General features: G+C 54.2%; 14 protein-coding genes. 8 read left to right on the forward strand and 6 right to left on the reverse strand.

All coding sequences use genetic code 11. The annotated features are described in order from the left end of the window. Positions 1-232 precede the first annotated feature (232 nt). The gene (locus ACTQ1N_RS05885) at positions 233-4,033 is read left to right on the forward strand and encodes an InlB B-repeat-containing protein (protein ID WP_441955552.1); all 3,801 of its coding nucleotides are present in this window, start codon (positions 233-235) and stop codon (positions 4,031-4,033) included. Between the two features lie 83 nt (positions 4,034-4,116). Here ACTQ1N_RS05885 and ACTQ1N_RS05890 read toward each other — a convergent pair whose 3' ends face one another. The 5 genes from ACTQ1N_RS05890 to ACTQ1N_RS05910 form a co-directional block, all read right to left on the reverse strand. Then, positions 4,117-4,509 carry a metal-sensing transcriptional repressor gene (locus ACTQ1N_RS05890; protein ID WP_441955554.1) on the reverse strand — a complete coding sequence of 131 codons (393 nt, stop codon included), beginning with the start codon at positions 4,507-4,509 and terminating at the stop codon, positions 4,117-4,119. After that, positions 4,491-5,912: a nickel pincer cofactor biosynthesis protein LarC gene (gene larC / locus ACTQ1N_RS05895; RefSeq protein ID WP_441955556.1), complete on the reverse strand. Its 1,422-nt coding sequence runs from the start codon at positions 5,910-5,912 to the stop codon at positions 4,491-4,493. The genes ACTQ1N_RS05890 and larC overlap by 19 nt, the downstream gene beginning before the upstream one ends. Further along, complete coding sequence (gene larB / locus ACTQ1N_RS05900) at positions 5,909-6,697, reverse strand: nickel pincer cofactor biosynthesis protein LarB (RefSeq protein ID WP_441955558.1); 789 nt, start codon at positions 6,695-6,697, stop codon at positions 5,909-5,911. Before larB ends, larC begins: the two co-directional genes overlap by 4 nt. Positions 6,698-6,708: 11 nt before the next feature. Continuing rightward, positions 6,709-7,566 (reverse strand): ATP-dependent sacrificial sulfur transferase LarE, encoded by an 858-nt coding sequence (gene larE / locus ACTQ1N_RS05905; protein WP_441955560.1) that lies wholly within the window; start codon positions 7,564-7,566, stop codon positions 6,709-6,711. Positions 7,567-7,929: 363 nt separating this feature from the next. Next, positions 7,930-9,273 (reverse strand): threonine/serine ThrE exporter family protein, encoded by a 1,344-nt coding sequence (locus ACTQ1N_RS05910; RefSeq protein ID WP_441955562.1) that lies wholly within the window; start codon positions 9,271-9,273, stop codon positions 7,930-7,932. 472 nt (positions 9,274-9,745) lie between these two features. Between ACTQ1N_RS05910 and ACTQ1N_RS05915 the strand changes: the two genes are divergently transcribed. The 4 genes from ACTQ1N_RS05915 (at position 9,746) to ACTQ1N_RS05930 (ending at position 14,513) form a co-directional block, all read left to right on the forward strand. Continuing rightward, the gene (locus ACTQ1N_RS05915) at positions 9,746-10,222 is read left to right on the forward strand and encodes a CinA family protein (protein ID WP_441955564.1); all 477 of its coding nucleotides are present in this window, start codon (positions 9,746-9,748) and stop codon (positions 10,220-10,222) included. Positions 10,223-10,358: 136 nt separating this feature from the next. Next, positions 10,359-11,867: a sensor histidine kinase gene (locus ACTQ1N_RS05920; protein ID WP_441955566.1), complete on the forward strand. Its 1,509-nt coding sequence runs from the start codon at positions 10,359-10,361 to the stop codon at positions 11,865-11,867. Then, entirely contained in the window at positions 11,864-12,886 is a 1,023-nt protein-coding gene (locus ACTQ1N_RS05925; RefSeq protein ID WP_441955568.1) for an ABC transporter substrate-binding protein, read from the forward strand. The genes ACTQ1N_RS05920 and ACTQ1N_RS05925 overlap by 4 nt, the downstream gene beginning before the upstream one ends. Before the next feature lie 40 nt (positions 12,887-12,926). Then, positions 12,927-14,513 carry a response regulator transcription factor gene (locus tag ACTQ1N_RS05930; RefSeq protein ID WP_441955570.1) on the forward strand — a complete coding sequence of 529 codons (1,587 nt, stop codon included), beginning with the start codon at positions 12,927-12,929 and terminating at the stop codon, positions 14,511-14,513. 4 nt (positions 14,514-14,517) lie between these two features. Here the strand turns inward: ACTQ1N_RS05930 and ACTQ1N_RS05935 are convergent, their stop codons facing one another. Beyond that, on the reverse strand, positions 14,518-15,633 hold the full coding sequence (locus tag ACTQ1N_RS05935; protein ID WP_441955572.1) for a GntR family transcriptional regulator: 1,116 nt from the start codon (positions 15,631-15,633) through the stop codon (positions 14,518-14,520). Positions 15,634-16,036: 403 nt separating this feature from the next. On the opposite strand from ACTQ1N_RS05935, the gene ACTQ1N_RS05940 reads away from it, so the two are divergent. From ACTQ1N_RS05940 to ACTQ1N_RS05950, 3 genes are all read left to right on the forward strand, one after another. Continuing rightward, a complete protein-coding gene (locus ACTQ1N_RS05940) occupies positions 16,037-17,017 on the forward strand; it encodes an ABC transporter substrate-binding protein (protein ID WP_154521561.1) in 981 nt (326 codons plus the stop codon). 164 nt (positions 17,018-17,181) lie between these two features. Beyond that, positions 17,182-18,702 (forward strand): sugar ABC transporter ATP-binding protein, encoded by a 1,521-nt coding sequence (locus ACTQ1N_RS05945; RefSeq protein WP_441955575.1) that lies wholly within the window; start codon positions 17,182-17,184, stop codon positions 18,700-18,702. Beyond that, entirely contained in the window at positions 18,699-19,757 is a 1,059-nt protein-coding gene (locus ACTQ1N_RS05950) for an ABC transporter permease (protein ID WP_441955577.1), read from the forward strand. The genes ACTQ1N_RS05945 and ACTQ1N_RS05950 overlap by 4 nt, the downstream gene beginning before the upstream one ends. Position 19,758 lies beyond the last annotated feature (1 nt).

Consider the following 19,758-nt stretch of genomic DNA (forward strand, 5'->3'; position numbering starts at 1 on the left):
CTTAAATGCAAAGATAAACAGCAATAGTTAAAATATCTTTGCATTCATTATAACATATATGATGATAAAAACCATATTTTATAGCGTCATTTAATTAATCAGCAGACACTAATTAGCTAGGTAGATGTCCGGAAACATTGTTTTTCTCATTGTGCTTCTGAACATGCATCAATTCTCTGATCAGGGAGTTTAATGGCGTATTGAGAGGGCAATTCAAGAAGGACGGAGGAAGATGAAACGTAAACCAAAAAGTATCTGTAGTTCAGCTATGGCAGTGTTGTTGAGTTGCCTGATGCTTGTCACGGGAATGCCGGTCAATGCCAGTGCTGATGAGTCAGTTCCTGTTCAGCAGACAGAAACCTCCGAGGAAGCAGTATCAGAATCTCAGAGCCCGGATGTACAAAAACCAGTTGATACTCAGCAAACAGAAGAAAAGTCTGCAATGGACAGTCCGGATTCAGAAAAAACAGAGGCGGAGAGTGTGGCTTCAGGAGAGGTGTCTGATGAAACCGCTGATTCAAAAAGTACACAGAATGCTGTTTCTCCTGCAGAGTCAGAAGTCTCGCAGACAACCGGGCAGGCCGATCAGAAGGAAACGCCGGTGAAAGAAGAGTCGGCTGTGAGGGACAAGTCATCGGAAGAGAGCATCGAAAAAGCAAGCCATGAGCAGTCAGACGCAAAAAGCGATCTCTCGATGCCTGCGATTGATGTAACGAAGATGACTATAAATCAGATAACGGTAACTGTACATGCCGCAGCAGGGGTTTTTCCGGATGGTACTTCTGTCAGAATTACGCCGGTGTCTGCTGATACAGCAATTCAGGCAGCAGAGCCATTGTTTGAAGGGCATGTTGTTGATGCAGCGGCTGTTGACATTTCATTCATTGGTCCGAGTGGGGTGGAGATCGAGCCAGCTGATGGAAAGCAAGTTCAGATCGGGCTGCATGCAGAAAACGCAGTTGAAGGGGACAGCCATGAAGTTATTCACATAACGGATGATGGTACAGCAGAAACGGTGGATTCAGTCAACCGTGTTACCGGTGCTTCCGCACAATTCTCGGCAGGCAGTTTTTCAGTGTATGCTATTGTTGGAACCGGTGAAGCCAACATCCCTACGGAAACCTATGAATTCTATAACTCAGACGGAAAGCTGGTTTCGTCGCAGACGGTAAAAAAAGGCGATACCCTTCTTGAACCGAAAGTACCAGAAACTCTGAACGGGAAAGTCTTTTCCGGGTGGAAAGACAGTTCGAATAATACCTTCGATGGCTTTGGAGTAATAGGAAACGTTGCTCAGGACGGTGCAAAGATACAGCTGCACGCCAACTATCAGGACGCGATCTATCTTTACTATTATGATCAGTATGACAACCTGATCAAAAGTCAGCCAGTGACACCGAATTCCACGGTAACCATTGCCGCAGATACGCCGTTAGTACAGGTACAGCCGCTTACTGAGTGTCAGGATGGATGGAGTACGGTACAGGGAGGCACAGTAGATGTGTCAGGATCCTTTACCGTTGGAATGGAATCCGTAAAGCTCTATCCGATTCTGAAGGAAGGCTACTGGGTTGATTTCCAGACCAACAGCGAATCCTCTATTGCAAGACAATTTATCTCCAGAAATGCAGAAGGAACGGACAGGCAGGTAAAGAAGCCGGAAACAAATCCGGTAAAGCAGGGGTATGTTTTTGATCAATGGTATGCAGACCAGGATCTGAGCAAACCGTATGATTTTACACAAGAAGTGACGAAGCCTCTCACCTTGTATGCGGGATACAAACCTGCCTCCGACACCGAATATACGGTCAGATACTGGATTGAATATCAGAAGGAACCCGGAACTGGAGTGGGAGACGGCACATGGGACTATAAATTCCTGGCAGTTGAAAGCAGGAAGGGAGTTACCGGCGAGGCAGCAACATTTAATGAAAACTTGATTTTCACGGAACCTTATGGGTTGTCTGCCCAGGCATATGAGATAAACAATGAGAAAACAATTACTCATGAAATAGCTCCGGATGGTTCAACAGTTTTTGACGTGTATTATCAATGTAAAAAATATGACCTGTCGATAGTGATTCCCTTAGCGAACGGAAAATCTACCCAATTAAGCTATGAACAGGTGAAATATTCTTCCAGCCTTGCCAATTTCTGGGACGAAGTTTTCTCTAATAGGCGTGAGGATGAACTGTTTGATGGAAGTCACAGGTTCTTCTATTATTTACCAAGTGGTGGTGTTGAATTTGTGGAGAGTGCTTCGCAATTAAGCTCCATGCCCAGTAAAAATGCTGCATTGTTTATTCAGGGACTTGGAAAATCCAATTCTTATTATAAATTTTTCCTTGAAACACTGCATGGAAAGGCACCTGATGGAAAAACTACAGCTTTGAATCAATCGATCAGAGCAGATGGAGACACGAGAACATATTATCTGCAAGTCGATGGATATTTTACCAGCGGTACGTTTGGTTGTATTGATGTTACCACCTCTGATTTTACCGGTTTTACTCCTATAATGGAGCATTCAGATGGACATTATGCTTTATTAAAAAGTGGAAACGGTGCAAGGGTGTGGTTTAGATATCCCAGCAAAAATCTCCACCTTGCAATGAACGCAGACGGCACGCAACACATGTATAACGGGCCGGACAATCCGATTCGGATTTATTATAAACGAAACAATTATCCGCTGATTTTTCACACAGGAGGCGGCCCGAAAGTGGAAGATCAGAATGTTTTGTATGAGGATTCTCTGAGCCAGTTCAATCCATCAGCGTACATTGCGAATCAGACGGCCATTAAGCAGGGAAACGAGGAGTTTGTATTTGCCGGCTGGTATACGGATTCCGAATATACAAAACCATTTGATTTCAATTCGACAATGCCGGCGTATGAACTGGATCTGTATGCAAAGTGGGTTCCAAAAACGTATACGGTTACGTTTGATACGGGGAAGGGCTCATCTGTCGAAAAAATTACAAATGTCCGGTATGGTGCGACTGTTGCAAAGCCGGAGGAACCGACATATGAAGGACATATCTTCCTTGGATGGACACTAGGAGGCAGGCCGTACAGCTTTGAGTCCGGCGTGACTGAAAACATTGTTCTGAAAGCAGAGTGGAGAAGCATTGATGCATGGTGTGTGCAGTATGATCTGAACGGTGGCAGTGGTGCATGTCCTTTCGATGACGAGAAATATTACGAGAATGCCGGTGTAACGGTTGCCCCGGCAGATGACATTACGGCTCCGGTGGGAATGGTTTTCCTAGGCTGGAAATCCAGTGGTGATGGCAGACTGTACTACCCGAATGCATCTGCACCTATGGCATTTGGCGGGATGACATTTACGGCACAGTGGGGGATAGAAGAAAAGACAACAAAGCTGACCTATGATTTCAATTTTGAACAGTTTGGTATTCACGTGGATGGCAAGACATATGAGACAGTGTTTGCGTTGAAGAACAATAGCAAAATCACTCTGGCAGATATCAGCTCATTGTGTGCAGTACCGGCAGGATACAAATTCAAAGGCTGGTATCTTGACAAGAGCTGTGAAACAGAACCCTTGCAAAAGGTTTTGGTTGATCGTCTTCAGGAGAATGGCAACAGGGTTTACGCAAAATGGATCAAAGTTTATTCTGTTACGTATAAGGATGGTGCAGGCGGAAGCCTTTTCAAAGATCAAACCTATACAGTGGAAAATGGACAGAAGACGCCTGATTTCAATGGAACACCCAAGAGAGATGGCTACGCCTTCAAGGGGTGGTCTCCGAAGATCAGTGACACAGTCAATTGTGATGTGATCTATACGGCGAAGTGGGAGAAGATTGGACAGACACAAGGCACAGAGGCATCTGAACCGGATAAGGCATCTACAACTCCTTCAACGAGCGTACAGAAAAATTCCAGTTCGCCAAAGACAGGAGATGATACAAATCTGATTATATATAATCTGGCAATGGCAGTAGGACTTGTCCTGATCATAGCAATTCTGCTTCTCAGGAAAAAACACGGGTATAAAAACAGCTGAGAATGAGGAAACCGAAGATTTTTAGAATCAGAGTCAGGATTTAGAACGACCGCTCTGGCTTTCAGGCCAGGGCGGTCGTTTTATCATCGGATAAACTGGTCGATGGCTTTATTGACTTTCTCGATCGATTCCTTGTCCTGCTCCTCCACAGCCTCCACGATGCAGTGCTCCAGATGCTCTTTGAGGAGCGCCTTGCCGGCGTTGTTGATCTCTGCCCTCACGGCAGCCAGCTGGATCAGAACATCCGAGCAGTCCTGTCCGCTTTCGATCATCCGCTTCACGGCTTCCAGGTGCCCGATCGATCTCGAGAGGCGGTTTACAATCTTCCGCATCTCGGCCGGAGAGTGGGTGTGGGAGTGAGAGTGCTCATGTGTATGGCTGGAGGCGGTATCCGGCGTGCCGCTTCCATGACTGTGTGTATGAAATTCGCCATCGGAATGGTTGTGTGGTGCGGTATTCAGTGATTCTTCTGACACGAAGAAACTCCTTTCAGTATGGTTTTGTCCGGTTCTCCGCAGCGTTCCAGGGCTTTCCGGCGGATTTCCGCAACTGGTAAGCCAAACTGTTTCGCTGCTGCTGCGATTGGGTCGTATTCCGGCTTCAGCCGCACCGCTCCGTACCCTTCCGATTTTTTAACGGGGATGACGGTGGATCTTTGGCTGCCTTCATGCACCGGTCTTCCGAAGTCCGCTTCTGAGAGCGTGACCGTTTCAAAGCCGGATTTCATGATGTAGCGCTGGCAGATCTTTTCCCGGATACCAAGTGTTGTCGTATACGCAAAAAACGCTTTGATGACAGAAGCTTTCTGTTCTCTGTGGCAGAGGGCGCTCAGGATGACGCCCGGTCTGCTTTTTTTCATACCGGCCGGGGTTGTGAATACATCGAGGGCGCCGGCTTCAAAAAGCCGGTCCACCGCGAAGGACAGATCCTCCGGTGTCATGTCATCGAGATTGCAGGACAGTTCGGATATCTCGTCGCGGGCGCCGTCCAACTTGTCTTCTTCGCTCGCTGTCTGCCCGAGCAGCGCACGAACACAGTTCGCCCGGCTGAAGTCCTTCTTTCCCATACCGTAGCCGATGCCATCGAGGGTCATTTCCGGCATCGTTCCGAATGCATCTGCGAAAAAGCCGGTCAGTGCGGCTCCTGTCGGGGTCAGAAGCTCACCGTCCTCTGTCCCGGCGAGGCAGGGAATCTGCATCTTTTTCAGAATGTAAGCTGTGGCTGGCGCCGGCACCGGGAGCAGGCCATGGGCGCATCGCACGGTGCCGGTGCCTGTCGCTGCCGGGGAGGCGATCACCTTGTCCGGACGGATCATCCGCATCAGAAGGCAGACGGAGACAATATCGGCAATCGCATCCTTCTCTCCAACCTCATGAAAATGAATCTGCTCTACCTCCACGCCGTGCGCGTGGCTTTCAGCCTCCGCCAGCAGGCGGTAGACCTGCTGCGCATCTGTTTTCACAGTATCCGGGAGGTTCAGGTTCCAGATGGCCTCGTGAATCTCAGCCAGGGCATGGTGATGATGTGCATGATCATGATCAGGTACATGATCGTGTACATGTTCGGTGTTATGAGCACATGCGAAGGAATAGGGATGGGGCTCTGTTTGTATGTGGCCATGTTCATGCCTGCCCTGGCCGTCACGAACATGGGCAGGGATATCCGCCTCCTCGCTGCCATCCACGAGGACTGCCATATGCGTTCCGGTGATGCCGCACTTCTCCGAGCGTTCAGCCTGAACCGACACGCCGTCAAGCCCGAGATGATTCATCGCGGACAGATAGTCTTCCTGCTCTTTTCCGGAGAGCAGTTCAAAAAGCGCCGCGGAGAGCATATCGCCTGCGGCGCCCATTCCAAGGTCAAGATAGAGAACTTTCATTGCTCTGCCTCCCCGTATCCTTTGAGGTGATTGATCATGCTTGCAAAATAGGCTGCGCCAAAGCCATTGTCGATGTTCTCGACACACATTCCGCTGGCGCAGCAGTTCAGCATGGAGAGCAGCGCTGAGACACCATGGAAGGAGGTGCCATATCCGACGCTGGTCGGAACCGCGATGACCGGACAGTCCGCAAGCCCTGTCACGACAGCCGGAAGAGCCCCTTCCATCCCCGCGATCGTGATGATAACGGTTGCGTCCATAATCTCCGGAAGGTGCGCAAGCAGCCGGTGAAGACCCGCGACACCGGCATCGTAGATGCGGACAACCTCATTTCCAAGTGCCTCGGCTGTGACGACAGCTTCCTCGGCAACCGGGACGTCGGAGGTCCCGGCTGTCATGACCAGGATCCGGCCGATTCCGTCAGGCTTCGGACAGCTTCCGATCACAGCGATTCTTCCGCTTTCATTGTAGGAGAATTCTGCCTGCCATCTGCCTGCCGCCTGGACCCTGAGCTGCTCGGCCTTTTCTCTGTCAAGCCGCGTGACCAGGATGGTTTTCTGGCCATTCTCCAGCATCGATCCGGCGATACCCGTGATCTGCTCCGCTGTTTTTCCGGCTCCGAAGATCACTTCAGCCGTGCCAGTCCGCACCCCGCGCTGCAGATCAACCTTTGCGTAGCCAAGGTCATCGAACGGTTTCATGCGCAGCTTCAGAAGAGCCTCATCGACATCTGTCGAACCGTCCTGAACTGAAGATAGGAGTGCCCTAAGTTCTTTTTCATCCATCCCGCTTAGCCTCACGTTCTGATTGCAGATGCAGCCTGCCGGCTGTCCAGAACCTCGTTCATGCTTCCTGTACGGTATCCCATCAGGTCGAGGGTTACATAAGCAAAGCCGAACCCATGTAGCTGTTCGTATACGCTGCGCCGCAGCGACTCATCCGAAAACCGGGCAATTTCATCCGGCAGGACCTCAATCCGAGCCAGATTTTCATGGATCCGGACCCTGACCTGGCGAAACCCGAGATCGATGAGCAGCTGTTCTGCCCGGTCCACCATCGCCAGTTTCTTCTCGGTAATCTCCTCGCCGTAGACAAAGCGCGAGGACAGGCAGGCGTATGAGGGCTTGTCCCAGGTCGGGAGAGCCCGCTCCTTCGACAAAAGCCGAATCTCTTCCTTCCCAAGTCCGGCTTCTCTCAGCGGGCTTCGGATTCCAAGCTCTGCGACTGCCAGAAGCCCCGGCCGGTAGTCCCCATTGTCGTCCAGATTGGAACCTTCCGCAATCTCGCGGATGCCCTCACGGGCGGTCAGATCCTTCAGCTTCGTGAACAGTTCTTTTTTGCAGAGATAGCAGCGGTTCACCGGATTGTGGCGGAAGCCGTCGATGTCGAGCTCCTCCGACTCCACGATATAGTGCCGGATGCCATGAGCCCTGCAGTATTCCTTTGCCTCGTCACGCTCCCGTTTTGGAAATGAACAGGACACGGCCGTCACGGCTGCCGCCTTGTCTCCGAGCACGTCTACAGCGGTGTCCAGCAGAAATGTCGAGTCCACGCCGGAAGAGAAGGCCACCGCCACGCTTCCGTAGGAGGCCAGAATCTCTCTGAGCTTTTTGTATTTTTCATGCAGGATATCTGTCTGTTTCTGGTTTGTCATATGGATTGACTATATACCCTTTCTATAGCATATTTCGTCTTTCTTCCGAATACGATCATTATACATGATTCAGTCAATGGATATGCACAAACGAAGAGAACCCTGAAAGTGGCAGCGCGGTGAGAGCTGCGAAGCAGCGAAAACGCGCGTAATCATAAATGAGCTCCTGCTCAGCTGGTGAAAACCGGTGAGCAGGAGCTTTTGAAGTATATCTGGCAGTGCATGCTTCTAACGGGTGAAAGTCCCGAATCTGCCTGATAGAGGGAAGGGTATAACCGAAGGCAAGGATGCCCATCATGAGGTAGGATCAGAAGGAGGCCGGATGTGAGAAACAATCAGCTTCAGACTCTCTGATCGATACCATCAGTTGTCGTACCGCCATCTTCTATCGGTCAGGACGCGGGCGAAGAGCAGGCCGAGCGGCATGCAGACAACCATCAGGATGGCCTTGGTCATCCAGCCCATGCCGACGGAAAGGGCGCCGGTTCCGAGATAATACACCGACTTGTACATGAACATCCCGGGCACCATGATGACGATCGAGGGGACGGTCAGCGCGATACGGGGATATCCGAGCTTGTGGTGCACCTTCGAAGCGATAAGACCGGAGACCAGCGCGTCGATGAAGGCGGCTGCCGCGCCTGGAATCCCGAACAGGTCGATGAGCTCGAGACGGAGGGTATTGGAAATCATGCCGATCAGGCCTGCTGTTGCGGACATCTTCGGACTGCTGTTGTACATCGTCGAGAAACCGAACACGCCGCAGAAGGAGGCCGGAAGCCGGAGCAGGAACAGCGTCAGAGGGCTGAGCCCGAGCGGCAGGAAGTTGCCTGGCTGAATGTTCATGAAGTATGCCACCAGCCAGCCGGTCATCGTTCCGGATACGATGATTACCAGGGCGTGCCCGAGGCGCTCAAGGCCGGACCGCATGTCCTGCTTTGCCATATCGAGACCGCTTGTGATCAGCGGGAAACCGGGGATGATGAACAGCATGGAACCGATGTATCCGGCTTCGTGGGAGGTTTCGACGTGGAACAGGAAACGCAGCAGCAGGAACACCAGCTCGTAGGAGAGACAGGCTGCCGCGACACTTGTGCAGATTGCGAGTACCAGCTGCAGCCTTTTGCCGAGCATCTTCTTGCGGACATAGTGCCCGATGGCTGCGCCGACAAAGGCGCCGGCCATCTCGGTCAGGCCACCCCCGAGCAGGAAGGTGAAGGAGCTGCAGGCAAGACCGGAAGCAAGACCTGCGCTGACATTGCCCCAGTGCTGGGGCGCTTTGTCGATCTCGTCCAGCATCCGATGGACTTCCCCGAGTGTGTAGTTGCCGTCGTGGAGCACCATCTCATCCATGAAGCTTTCCATCTGCATGAGCTTTTCGGTGTTGACGCCTGTACCCGTGAGCGTCAGGCTCTCGGAATAAAACTGGTCGTTATCGGAAACGGAGAAGTTGATGGAAGTCAGCCCGACGTCTGCGGTGACGGCGACGCCGATGACACGGCCGAGGATGTTCATCGAATCCCTGACACGCCAGGCTCCTGTCCCGCAGGAAAGCTCAATCATCCCGGCGCGGCCGATCAGCGTTGCACGATCCTTGATACTGGCTTTTTTGATCGGAACGGATTCATCCTTAACACTTTCGTGCCAGGGAATCATGACATGGTTCTTTCCGAAAAACTCCATCTTTTCAGCGATGACGGCACACATGAAACATTTCTCCTTTTTCTGCAGCAGACGATTGAAACCGCGGGATATTCTACCATGATCGGGCACTTTTTTCCATATGATGGCAAGTGATGATGACTTGTGATGACATGTGCGGTCGTCAGCCCGGGCGCTGGAAGCCTCCGGACGATGCGCTGTATCGGCAGAGGGAACGGCCGTAACCGCGCGAGAAGATGCATGACGGATTGCTTTGCGCTGTATCGGCCGGGGTGACGGAAGACTTGCATGAACAATTTCTGAATGATAACATGACAGATAATGCGTTTTATTGAGAAATGGATGACGAAACGACCGGAGAAAAACCGGGAGAAGGTCGGGATTGCCCAGGAAGCGGGAGATGAGAGAGATGGAAAACGGCCAGGGAGCTTCTGAAATCAGCCGGCGGCAGGACGGATTATGCCGTGACTGTCAGAGTGGGATGCAAGATGAAATCAATGCAGAACGGAGACCCGGAATGAGCGATGACGCGCTCGGTAAATTTCTGGACATTCTGAGACAGCGTGGGGAGACGGTCACGACTGTGGAATCGCTGACAGCCGGTCTGATCGCAGCAAGAATTGCAGATATTCCGGGAGCTTCTGACGTGATGAAACGCGCTTACGTGACCTACTGCGACGAGGCCAAGCATGAGATGGTGGGGGTAAGCCGCCAGACGCTTGAGACGTACACAGCCGTCAGCGCCCAGACGGCGCAGGAGATGGCGCTTGGCGGCGCGCGGCAGGCACATGCCGCGCTTTGCCTGGCGGCGACGGGGTATGCCGGTCCGCCGTCCGGCCCGGATGACCATTCTGTCGGACTCGTTTTCCTGGGCTGCTGCTACAGAGGGCAGGTGACGGTGGAGGAGCATCACTATCAGGGAAGCCGGAACGAGGTGCGGAAGGCTGCCCGGGAGGACGCGCTCCGCCTGATGGCGGAGGCGCTTGCCAGGTAAGAGCGGGCAGTGCAGACAAACCAGAACCGGGAGCAAAAAGTGTTGTTTCATGCAGGGATGTGGCTGTGGCGAAGGATGGAAGGATTGACGATGTCCCGGGGATGGAAAATGCTTCCTGAATGGACGGAGCAGATTGATGGAGAGAGCAGGAAAAAAACAGAAGACGCCGGGCAGGCACGGGATCAGGAAGCGGCTGACCGGCTTGTTTCTGCTGATCGGTGTGCCGCTGACAGCGATGTCTGTCTATCTTCTGATCGCGCTGCACAGCTATGCCGGAGCGTATGACGAGATTGTCTCGAACCTGACGGTTGCCGGAAGCTACAACCTCGACTTCAGAAATGAACTGGACGAGAGTATCTACAAGCTGGTGGTCCGGGGGCTTCCGATGGAAGAGGCGCTTGAGGATGACAGCACGATGGCGGATCCTTATGCACAGATCGATGAACTGAGGCATGATTTCAAGCGGCTAGAGGGCATCACGACAGACAGCCAGAGCCGGCAGTGGCTCGGCAGTCTGCTGCGCAATATCAACACGCTGAAGGAGCGGCTGGACGATATCAGGGACAGTCTGGCGAAGGGCGGCAGTTACCAGGAAAACCTGGACATGCTCGACAACAATATCTATATCCTGACCGAGCTGATCCAGGATGACATCCAGTATTACATCTACTACCAGACACGGAGCATCGAGGGGCTGAAGGAAGGACTCAATGCCGCCGTCCGGAACATGATGGTTTTTTCAGGTATTCTGCTGGCGGCTTTGATCCTTGCGGTCCTGGCCTGGGGCGCGCGCATCGTCCGAAGCATCACAAGACCGCTGGAGGAGCTCGTGCAGGTCACGTCCAGGATCGCGCAGGGGGATTTTGAGGCCAGGGCTGCGGATACCGGCGGAAAAGATGAGATCGCGGCGCTCTCGGACTCAGTCAACGACATGGCCAGACATCTGGACATCATGGTCCGCCAGATCAAGGAGGATGAGCGGCGGATGCGGTGGCAGGAGCTCCGGCTTCTCCAGGAGCAGATCAATCCGCATTTCCTATATAATACGCTTGATACGATTGTCTGGCTGATCGAGGGCGGGAAGTACGACGATGCCGAGGATATGATCATGTCGCTTTCGACCTTTTTCAAGCTGGTGCTCAGCCGCGGACGGGAGATCATCACGGTTCGGGAGGAGGAACAGCACATCCTGAGCTATCTGCAGATCCAGCGGTACCGCTACAGTGACCTGCTTTCCTATGAGATTGCGATCGACCCGGCGCTGTATCCCTACGGAATTCCGAAAATGACGCTCCAGCCGCTTGTCGAGAATGCGCTTTATCACGGCATCAAGCACCGGCGGTCGCTCGGAAGGCTGATCATCACAGGGAAGATGGAGGACGGAAATCAGATGTGCTTCAGGGTAAAGGATGATGGCGTCGGGATGAGCGGGGAGGAGCTTCGGAAGCTTCAGGAGGAGGTTACGAGGCCCAGCTCCCAGACCGAGAGTGGCTATGGGATGGCGAATGTCAGTGAGCGGATCCGCATGAATTATGGGAAGCCCTATGGACTCAGCATCGATTCTGTCCAGGGAAAGGGTACGGTTGTGACGGTCCGGCTGCCGGCGCTCGATGCCGGAAAGCCGGGAGAGGAGGCGCTCTCATGAAACGAGGAGAAATGGCTGCCGTCCTGCTTGCCATGGTCTCCCTGTGCGCTGCGCTGACGGGCTGCGTGTTCAGGCCGCAGCCGGCTGTGCGGCAGACAGACACGGAACATGAGCCGGGCAGCAGCCAGATCATAGTGGGATACTCGCAGATCGGAAGCGAGTCCGCCTGGAGGACGGCGAACACACAGTCCTTTCAGGAAACTTTCAGCCCGGAGAACGGATATTTCTTTCTGTTTGAAAACGCACGGCAGAAGCAGGAAAACCAGATCAAGGCAATCCGGAGCTTCATTTCCCAGCAGGTGGACTATATTGTTTTTTCACCGGTGACGGAGGATGGCTGGGACACTGTCCTCGGGGAGGCGAGGGATGCCGGGATTCCGGTCATCGTCTCTGATCGGTCGGTCGATGTGAAGGATGACCGTCTGTACACAGCCTGGGTCGGGGGTGACATGACCGCGGAGGGAGTCCGCGCGGGAAAATGGCTGGAGGAGGATCTTGAGAAGAGCGGCCGGGCGGATGCGGACATCAACCTTGTTGTGCTGCAGGGAACCGCCCGCTCCTCCGCCCAGGTCGGACGGTCAAAGGGCTTTGAGGAAGTCGCGAAAAAGCATCCGAACTGGCACATTCTGGCGTGTCAGGATGCGGAATTCACGACAGCGCGGGGCAAGGAGGTCATGGCGCACTATCTGAAAAGCTTTGACCGGATTGATGTTCTTGTATCGCAGAATGACGATATGACATTCGGGGCGATGGAGGCGATGGACGAGGCCGGTGTGACCTACGGGAAGGATGGACAGGTGACAGTCATTTCCTTTGACTCCGTGAAGAAGGCGCTGGAGCTGGTGCAGGATGGAAAGATCAATGCGGACATCGAGTGCAGTCCTCTGCTCGGACCGTATGTGGACAGACTGATCAGGAAGCTGGAGAAGGGCGAAAGCGTGCCGCGCTCCAATCCGGTCGACGAGAAGGTTTTCACGCAGGAGAATGTCGCACGGTATCTGCCGGACCGGCGGTACTGAATGGCCGGCGGGACTTGAGAAGGAAGCGAAAGAGGGAAGCATGTGGAAGGTATTTCTGGCGGAAGATGAGCGGGTGGTGCGCGAGGGGCTCAGGGACAATATCCCATGGGAGCAGCACGGATTCGAGTTTGCAGGGGAAGCGGGAGATGGAGAGCTGGCGCTTGCAGGGATCCGGCGGACAAAACCGGATCTGCTGATCACAGATATCCGGATGCCGTTCATGGACGGGCTGACACTGTGTCACATGGCCCATCAGGAAAACCCGAAGATCCGGGTGATCATCATCAGTGGCTATGATGATTTCGAATATGCGCGCCGGGCCATATCCGAGGGCGTGGACCGGTATCTGTCAAAGCCCGTCACCCGGAAGACGATGGAGAGTGCGCTTGAGGAGGAGAGAAAGAAGCTGGACCAGGGGCTGGAGCAGGAGAAGTATCTCCAGCAGTACCGCGCGGAGCGGCAGGAGTATGAGCAGTTCTACCGCCGTGTCTTCTTTGAGAGTGTCTTCAAGGGCAAGCTCACCTTCGAGGAAATGTACAGCCAGGCTGGGCGCCTCGGACTGGAGCTGGACAGCCCTTGCTACAATCTGCTGTTCTTCAGTCTCAGTGACGGCATGGACCACGCAAGGGAGGTGCTCAGCCAGTATTTTCTGAGATACACTCAGTTTTTCTACTTCCACTGGACAATCGACTCGTTCGGCGCGCTGGTCCGCGGAGACCGGGCGGGTGTGGACGCCTGCACAAAGGCTGCGATCGCTGAAATCGAGCGGGCCTGCACGGAGGGGAAACCGGCTGGCCGGTGGTATGCGTGTGCGGGGCAGAGTGTGGAGCGCTTCAGCCAGCTGAAGGACTGCTACCGGGATCTGAACCGGGTTTTCTCTCTGCGCTTTCTGAGCCCGGAGGAGCATATCCTGACGAGAGAGATGGCGGAAGTGATGCTGGACGGAAGGGACAGCAGCCAGCTGGAAGCCATCGATGTCAACAAGGTGAATCCGGCGATTGTGCGCGGCTTTCTGGAGCAGGGAAGCCTGGACGAGGCGGAAGAGTTCGCACAGACTTATATCTCAAGCGTGTCGGAGATTCTGTCCTCCCGTATCTTCAGGGACTATCTGCTTTTAAACCTGCAGTTTACCGTCATCGCGTTCGTGGAATCGATTGGGTTTGACAGAGACGAGCTGCCGGGGAGCAGTGCTGCGGAGCTGCGGACACTCACGAGCCCGGAGGACATCTGTGCGTACACAAGGCGTCTTCTGGAAGGCGCCATCAGGCTGAGGCAGCAGCGGGAGACCGAGCGCAACGGCGGACTGATCGACCGGGCGAAGGCTTATGTCGCGGCGCACTATGCGGAGGAGAGTCTGTCACTGAACAGTGCGGCCGGTGAGTGCGGCGTCAGCCCGAATTATTTCAGCGCCATCTTCAGCCAGCAGATGAAGCAGACCTTCATCGAGTATGTGACGGCGGCGCGGATGGAGAGGGCGAAGGAGCTGCTGCGCACGACGACCCTGCGCTCATCCCAGATCGCACCGCAGATCGGGTACAAGGATGCGCATTATTTCAGCTTTGTCTTCCGAAAGACGCAGGGGATGACGCCGAGGGAATACCGGCAGAGCAGCAGTCCCGTTGCCTGAATCTCTAAATCGCCCGGATGCTTTTCCCGGGCTGGAGGGTCCACGGGAGAGAGGCCGGAAGGCTGCGCTGCCCGCTCATAGCGCGGATCAGAGTCCGGGCAGCAGTCTGCCCGGGCTCGTGCTTTTCGTGCGCCATCGATACGAGACTGACGCTGCCTGCCTGGCTCAGGTAGCTTCCGTCGAAGCTGCCGATGCTCAGGTCCTCCGGGACACGGATGCCGGCGGCGCGGCAGGCACGCTCGAGATACCAGGCAACCAGGTCGTTCTGGCAGAGGATTCCGGTCAGGCTGTGCGCCCGCTGCATCAGAAAGTACTGAAGGACTGCCAGCAGGTGCCGCGGCTCCTTCTCCTCGATATCTGTGAAGGTATCTCCGGTCAGCCAGAGAATATCCTCTGGAAGCGGGAGATACCCGGCCTCCTTCATGGAACAGACAAAGCCATAGTAGCGCTCCTGGCCGCGGACTGTGTCGGACAGAAAGATCCCTCCAAGCTGCCGGTGCCCGCGTCTGAGAAAATACCTGCACAGCGTCTGGCCCGCGTTCAGATCATCTTCACGTACAGAAACGAGTCCGGTGAGATTCGGACAGACACCTCCGATGACGGCAATCGCGGTTTTTCGGGCAGACAGCGACCCGATCAGGTCTGCGTTCGGAGTCGGGAGGGCGCTGTGGCAGCACTCCAGAATCAGGCCGCGCGGCGGATCGCCGCAAAGCCGGGTCAGGATTTTCCGCTCCTCCCTGAGGCTTCCATGCGAGAGGCAGACGGAGATGCTGTAGCGGGCGGCGCGCAGGACAGAGGACACATCGCTGATGAGGGATGGGTAGGTGTAGGAGCTGCCAGAGGACAGAAGCAGGACAACCTGGTTTTTCTCCGCTTCCGGAAGAAGACCCGTCAGAATGGTGCCGCTTCCTCTGCGACTGACAATCAGTCCGTCTGCCTCCATCAGGCGGAGCGCCCGCAGAACCGTCTGACGGCTGACGCCATAGCGCTCCTGGATCTGCAGCTGCGTGAAGAATGCCGTTCCTTTTTTTAACAGGTCCGGAATCTGTCCGCAGAGTGCGTCATACAATTCCTGATATTTCAGGCCTTTTCGGTGACTGTGATCTGTATTTTGCATCATTTTTTCCCTTTTCTCTGTGAAGACAGCCTGCAGGACTTCCCCAAAATGGGAAGATTTTCAGCACAGACACCATCTGTCATAAGAAATTATTCCCCTTTTCATTCGCTTTCGATCTTTTGACGGATAACCCTGCATCCGCCTGTCAGCTTCGGATCGTAAGAAAGTACCCCTTCCTGGGGCAAATCTTAAAAAATCACCCGGCCAGGGACCACTGTCCGGAGAATATGTACTTTATTGATCACATAATAGCGCAAATATGTATTGTTAAACAAGCTGATTCTTATGAAAAATGCCAGATTCATATTGAGATAACAGGAGATGTTTATATAATTGTACATGAACGGAAGGACAGAGGGTGTTCTTCCAAAAAACAACCGATTGTTTCACAGATGGAGGAAAAGACATGAAAAAGTTACTCGCAATCGCAGTCATCGGAGCAGCTGCAATGGGAATGGCGATGACAGCCAACGCAGCAGACCTGATCAAGGTCGGTTATGCGCAGGTCGGACACGAATCGGACTGGCGTACAGCCAACACGAAGAACTATCAGGATACCTTCACAGAGGACAATGGTTACTCTCTGGAGCTGGTTGACTGCGACAACGACCACGCAAAACAGATCGAGGCAGTCCGCAACTTCATCCAGGAGGGGCTGGACTACATCATCATCGCTCCGATCCAGTCTGCAGGCTGGGACACCGTCCTTCAGGAAGCACAGGATGCCGGCATTCCGGTGATCATCGCTGACCGTGAGATCGACGCAGACGAGTCTCTGTACACCGCATGGGTCGGAACCGCTCCGCACGATGAGGGCGTGACGGCAGGAAAGTGGCTCGGGGAGCAGCTTGGCGACAAGGAAGCGAACATCCTTCAGATCGAGGGTTCTGTCGGTGCTTCTGCGGCAATCGGAAGAACAGAGGGCTTCCAGGAGGAAGTTGACAAGCATGACAACTGGAAGATCCTGGACAGCCAGTCCGGCGACTTCACACAGGACGGCGGCCAGCAGGTCATGGAGTCCTTCATCAAGAGTTATGAGGGCAAGTTCAATGTAGTGGTCTGCCAGAACGATAACGAAGCATACGGCGCGATGGATGCGATGGATGCGGCAGGCATCACCTACGGTGTAGACGGCGACGTGACGCTCATTTCCTATGACGCAACCCATGACGGACTTCAGTACACGCTGGATGGAAAGTTCAACCTCGACGTCGAGTGCAACCCGATCCAGGCACAGACCGTTTCTGATGTCATTCAGAAGATCCAGAACAAGGAAGACTATGAGAAGAAGACCCTGATCAAGGATGAGGCCTTCAACGCTCCTGGTATCAAGTCCGAGTTCGCAACAGAGATCACCAAGGATATCCTTGACAAGCGCGCATATTGATGAAAGCTTAAGCAGGCAGGGGCTTTGATCCAGCCGGCAGGAGGGGAGAAAACCTGAGAAGGCTTTTCTCCCCTTCTTTTTGAAGGCGACCGTTCAGCATCGGGGATGAAGGCGGAGACGTGTTCACCGAGGGCGGCTGCAGGCAGGACAGCAGGAGGAGTGGAATGGAAGACAATGTAATACTGACGATGAGAGGAATCTGCATGACATTTCCGGGTGTCAAGGCGCTCGATCATGTAGACTTCACGCTGCGAAAAGGGGAGATCATGGCGCTGATGGGCGAGAATGGCGCCGGGAAATCGACTCTGATCAAATGCCTGACAGGCGTCAACAAATTTGAAGCGGGGGAGATTCATCTGGAGGGGATAGACGGGGCGATTGTCAACAAGGACACGCTGGATGCCCAGAAGAAGGGGATCTCAACCGTGTACCAGGAGGTCAACCTATGCCCGAATCTGTCGGTCGCGGAGAATCTGTTTATCGGGCGGGAGCCGATGACAAAGTTCCATACAGTCGACCGCCGCGCGATGAACAAGCGGGCGGAGGAGCTGATGAAGAGCCTGAATCTTCCGGTTGATGTGCGCAGGAAGCTGGAGGACTATTCGATCGCGCTCCAGGAGATGGTGGCCATCGCCCGTGCGGTGGATATGGACTCGAAGGTTCTGATCCTGGATGAGCCGACTTCCTCGCTCGATGACCAGGAGGTTGAGAAGCTGTTCACGATGATGCGCGCGCTGAAGAAGAAAGGCGTCGGCATCATCTTTGTCACGCATTTCCTGGAACAGGTCTATGAGGTCTGCGATTCCATCACGGTTCTCAGAAATGGACGCCTGGTCGGTTCCTATACGGTGGCGGAGCTGCCGAGGGTGCGCCTTGTTGCGGCTATGCTTGGAAAGGACTTCGATGATCTGGCCGCCATCAAGACAGACAGCACCGAGGACAAGTCGAAGGCTCCGGTTTATCTCGAGGCAAAGGGACTGAGTCATACCGGGACGATCAAGCCGTTTGACCTGACCATTCACAAGGGCGAGGTGATCGGTCTGACAGGACTTCTCGGGTCCGGGCGAAGCGAGATGGCCCGTGTCATCTACGGCGCGGACAGAGCCTCCACCGGAAGCATCAGCATCAACGGGAAGCCTTCGAAGATCAAGGCGCCGATTGATTCCATGATGCTCGGCATGGGCATGCTCCCGGATGACCGCAAGGTCGAGGGAATCATCGGGGACCTGTCGGTCCGGGAGAATATCTGCCTTGCGATCCAGGCGAAGGCCGGGATCTTCAAAAAGATTCCGATGCAGAAGCAGATTGAGATCGCGGACAAGTACATCAAGCTGCTTGAGATCAAGACGGCAAGCCGTGAGACGCTCGTCAAACAGCTGTCGGGCGGGAACCAGCAGAAAGTCATCCTTGCCCGGTGGCTTGCGACAAACTGTGATTTCCTGATTCTGGACGAGCCGACGCGAGGCATCGACATCGGGACAAAGACGGAGATTCAGAAGCTGGTCATTCAGCTGGCGAAGGAAGGAAAGAGTCTGATTTTCATATCCTCGGAGATTGAGGAGATGCTTCGTACCTGCAACCGGATGGTTGTCCTGAGAGACGGGGCGAAGGTCGGAGAGATTGAAGGACGCGATATGAACCAGATGTCGGTCATGGATGCAATTGCAGGAGGTGCGGAGAAATGAGTAAACTGAAAGCACTGACGCACAGAAAGCTGTTTCTGCCGATCGTCAGTATGATTCTGGTCATGCTGATCAACGTCATCTACGATACGGCGACCGGCAGCGCGCCATTCTCATTCTTCTACATCACGGTGAAGAACGGTGTCCTCTATGGAAGACTGATTGATGTTCTGAATCGCGGCAGCGAGATCGCAATTCTGGCCATTGGAATGACGATCGTCGTGTCGGCGTCGGCCGGAACCGATATTTCCGTCGGCTCGGTCATGGCGCTCTATTCCGCGGTCTGCTGCGTGACGCTTGCAGGCTTCGGGGTCACAAACACCAGCACCTATGCAAGGCCGCTGATTGTCGGCATCCTTCTCGGGATCATGGTCTGTGTCCTGTGCGGCGTGATCAACGGCTTCTTCGTCGCCTACCTGAACATTCAGCCCATGGTGGCCACGCTGATTCTCTGGTCGGCCGGCCGGGCGATCGGGCTTCTGCTCTGCAACAGCCAGTATGTCTATATCCGTGTTCCGTCCTTCCGTGTCATCGGCGGCTACATCGGTTTTCTTCCGACACCGATTCTGGTTGTCGCCATCTGCATCACGATCATGACGCTGCTTCTGAAGTTCACGGCGCTCGGAACCTATGTGCAGTCTGTGGGCATCAACAAGAAAGCGGCCCGGATTGCAGGCTTCAATTCGGCGCGGATTATCTTTCTGGCCTACGTGATCTGCGGTCTGTGCGCGGGACTTGCAGGGATGGTTGCGACCTCCCGCATCTACTCGGCTGATACGAACAACATCGGTCTGAACATGGAACTGGATGCGATCCTTTCTGTCGCGCTTGGCGGAAACAGCCTTGCCGGTGGCAAGTTCTCGCTGGCGGGATCCCTGATCGGGGCCTACACCATCCAGGCCATCACGACGACCATGTACGCGCTCGGTGTGGATCCGGCACAGGCACCGGTCTTCAAGGCAGTCGTGGTTCTGATCATCGTTGTCATCCAGGCGCAGCCGGTGAAGGATTTCTTCGCGGCGCGCGCGGCAAGAAAAGCAGTGAAGGAGGCGGCATAAC

The organism is Porcincola sp. LCP21S3_C12 (assembly GCF_052118625.1).
Lineage (GTDB): Bacteria > Bacillota > Clostridia > Lachnospirales > Lachnospiraceae > Porcincola.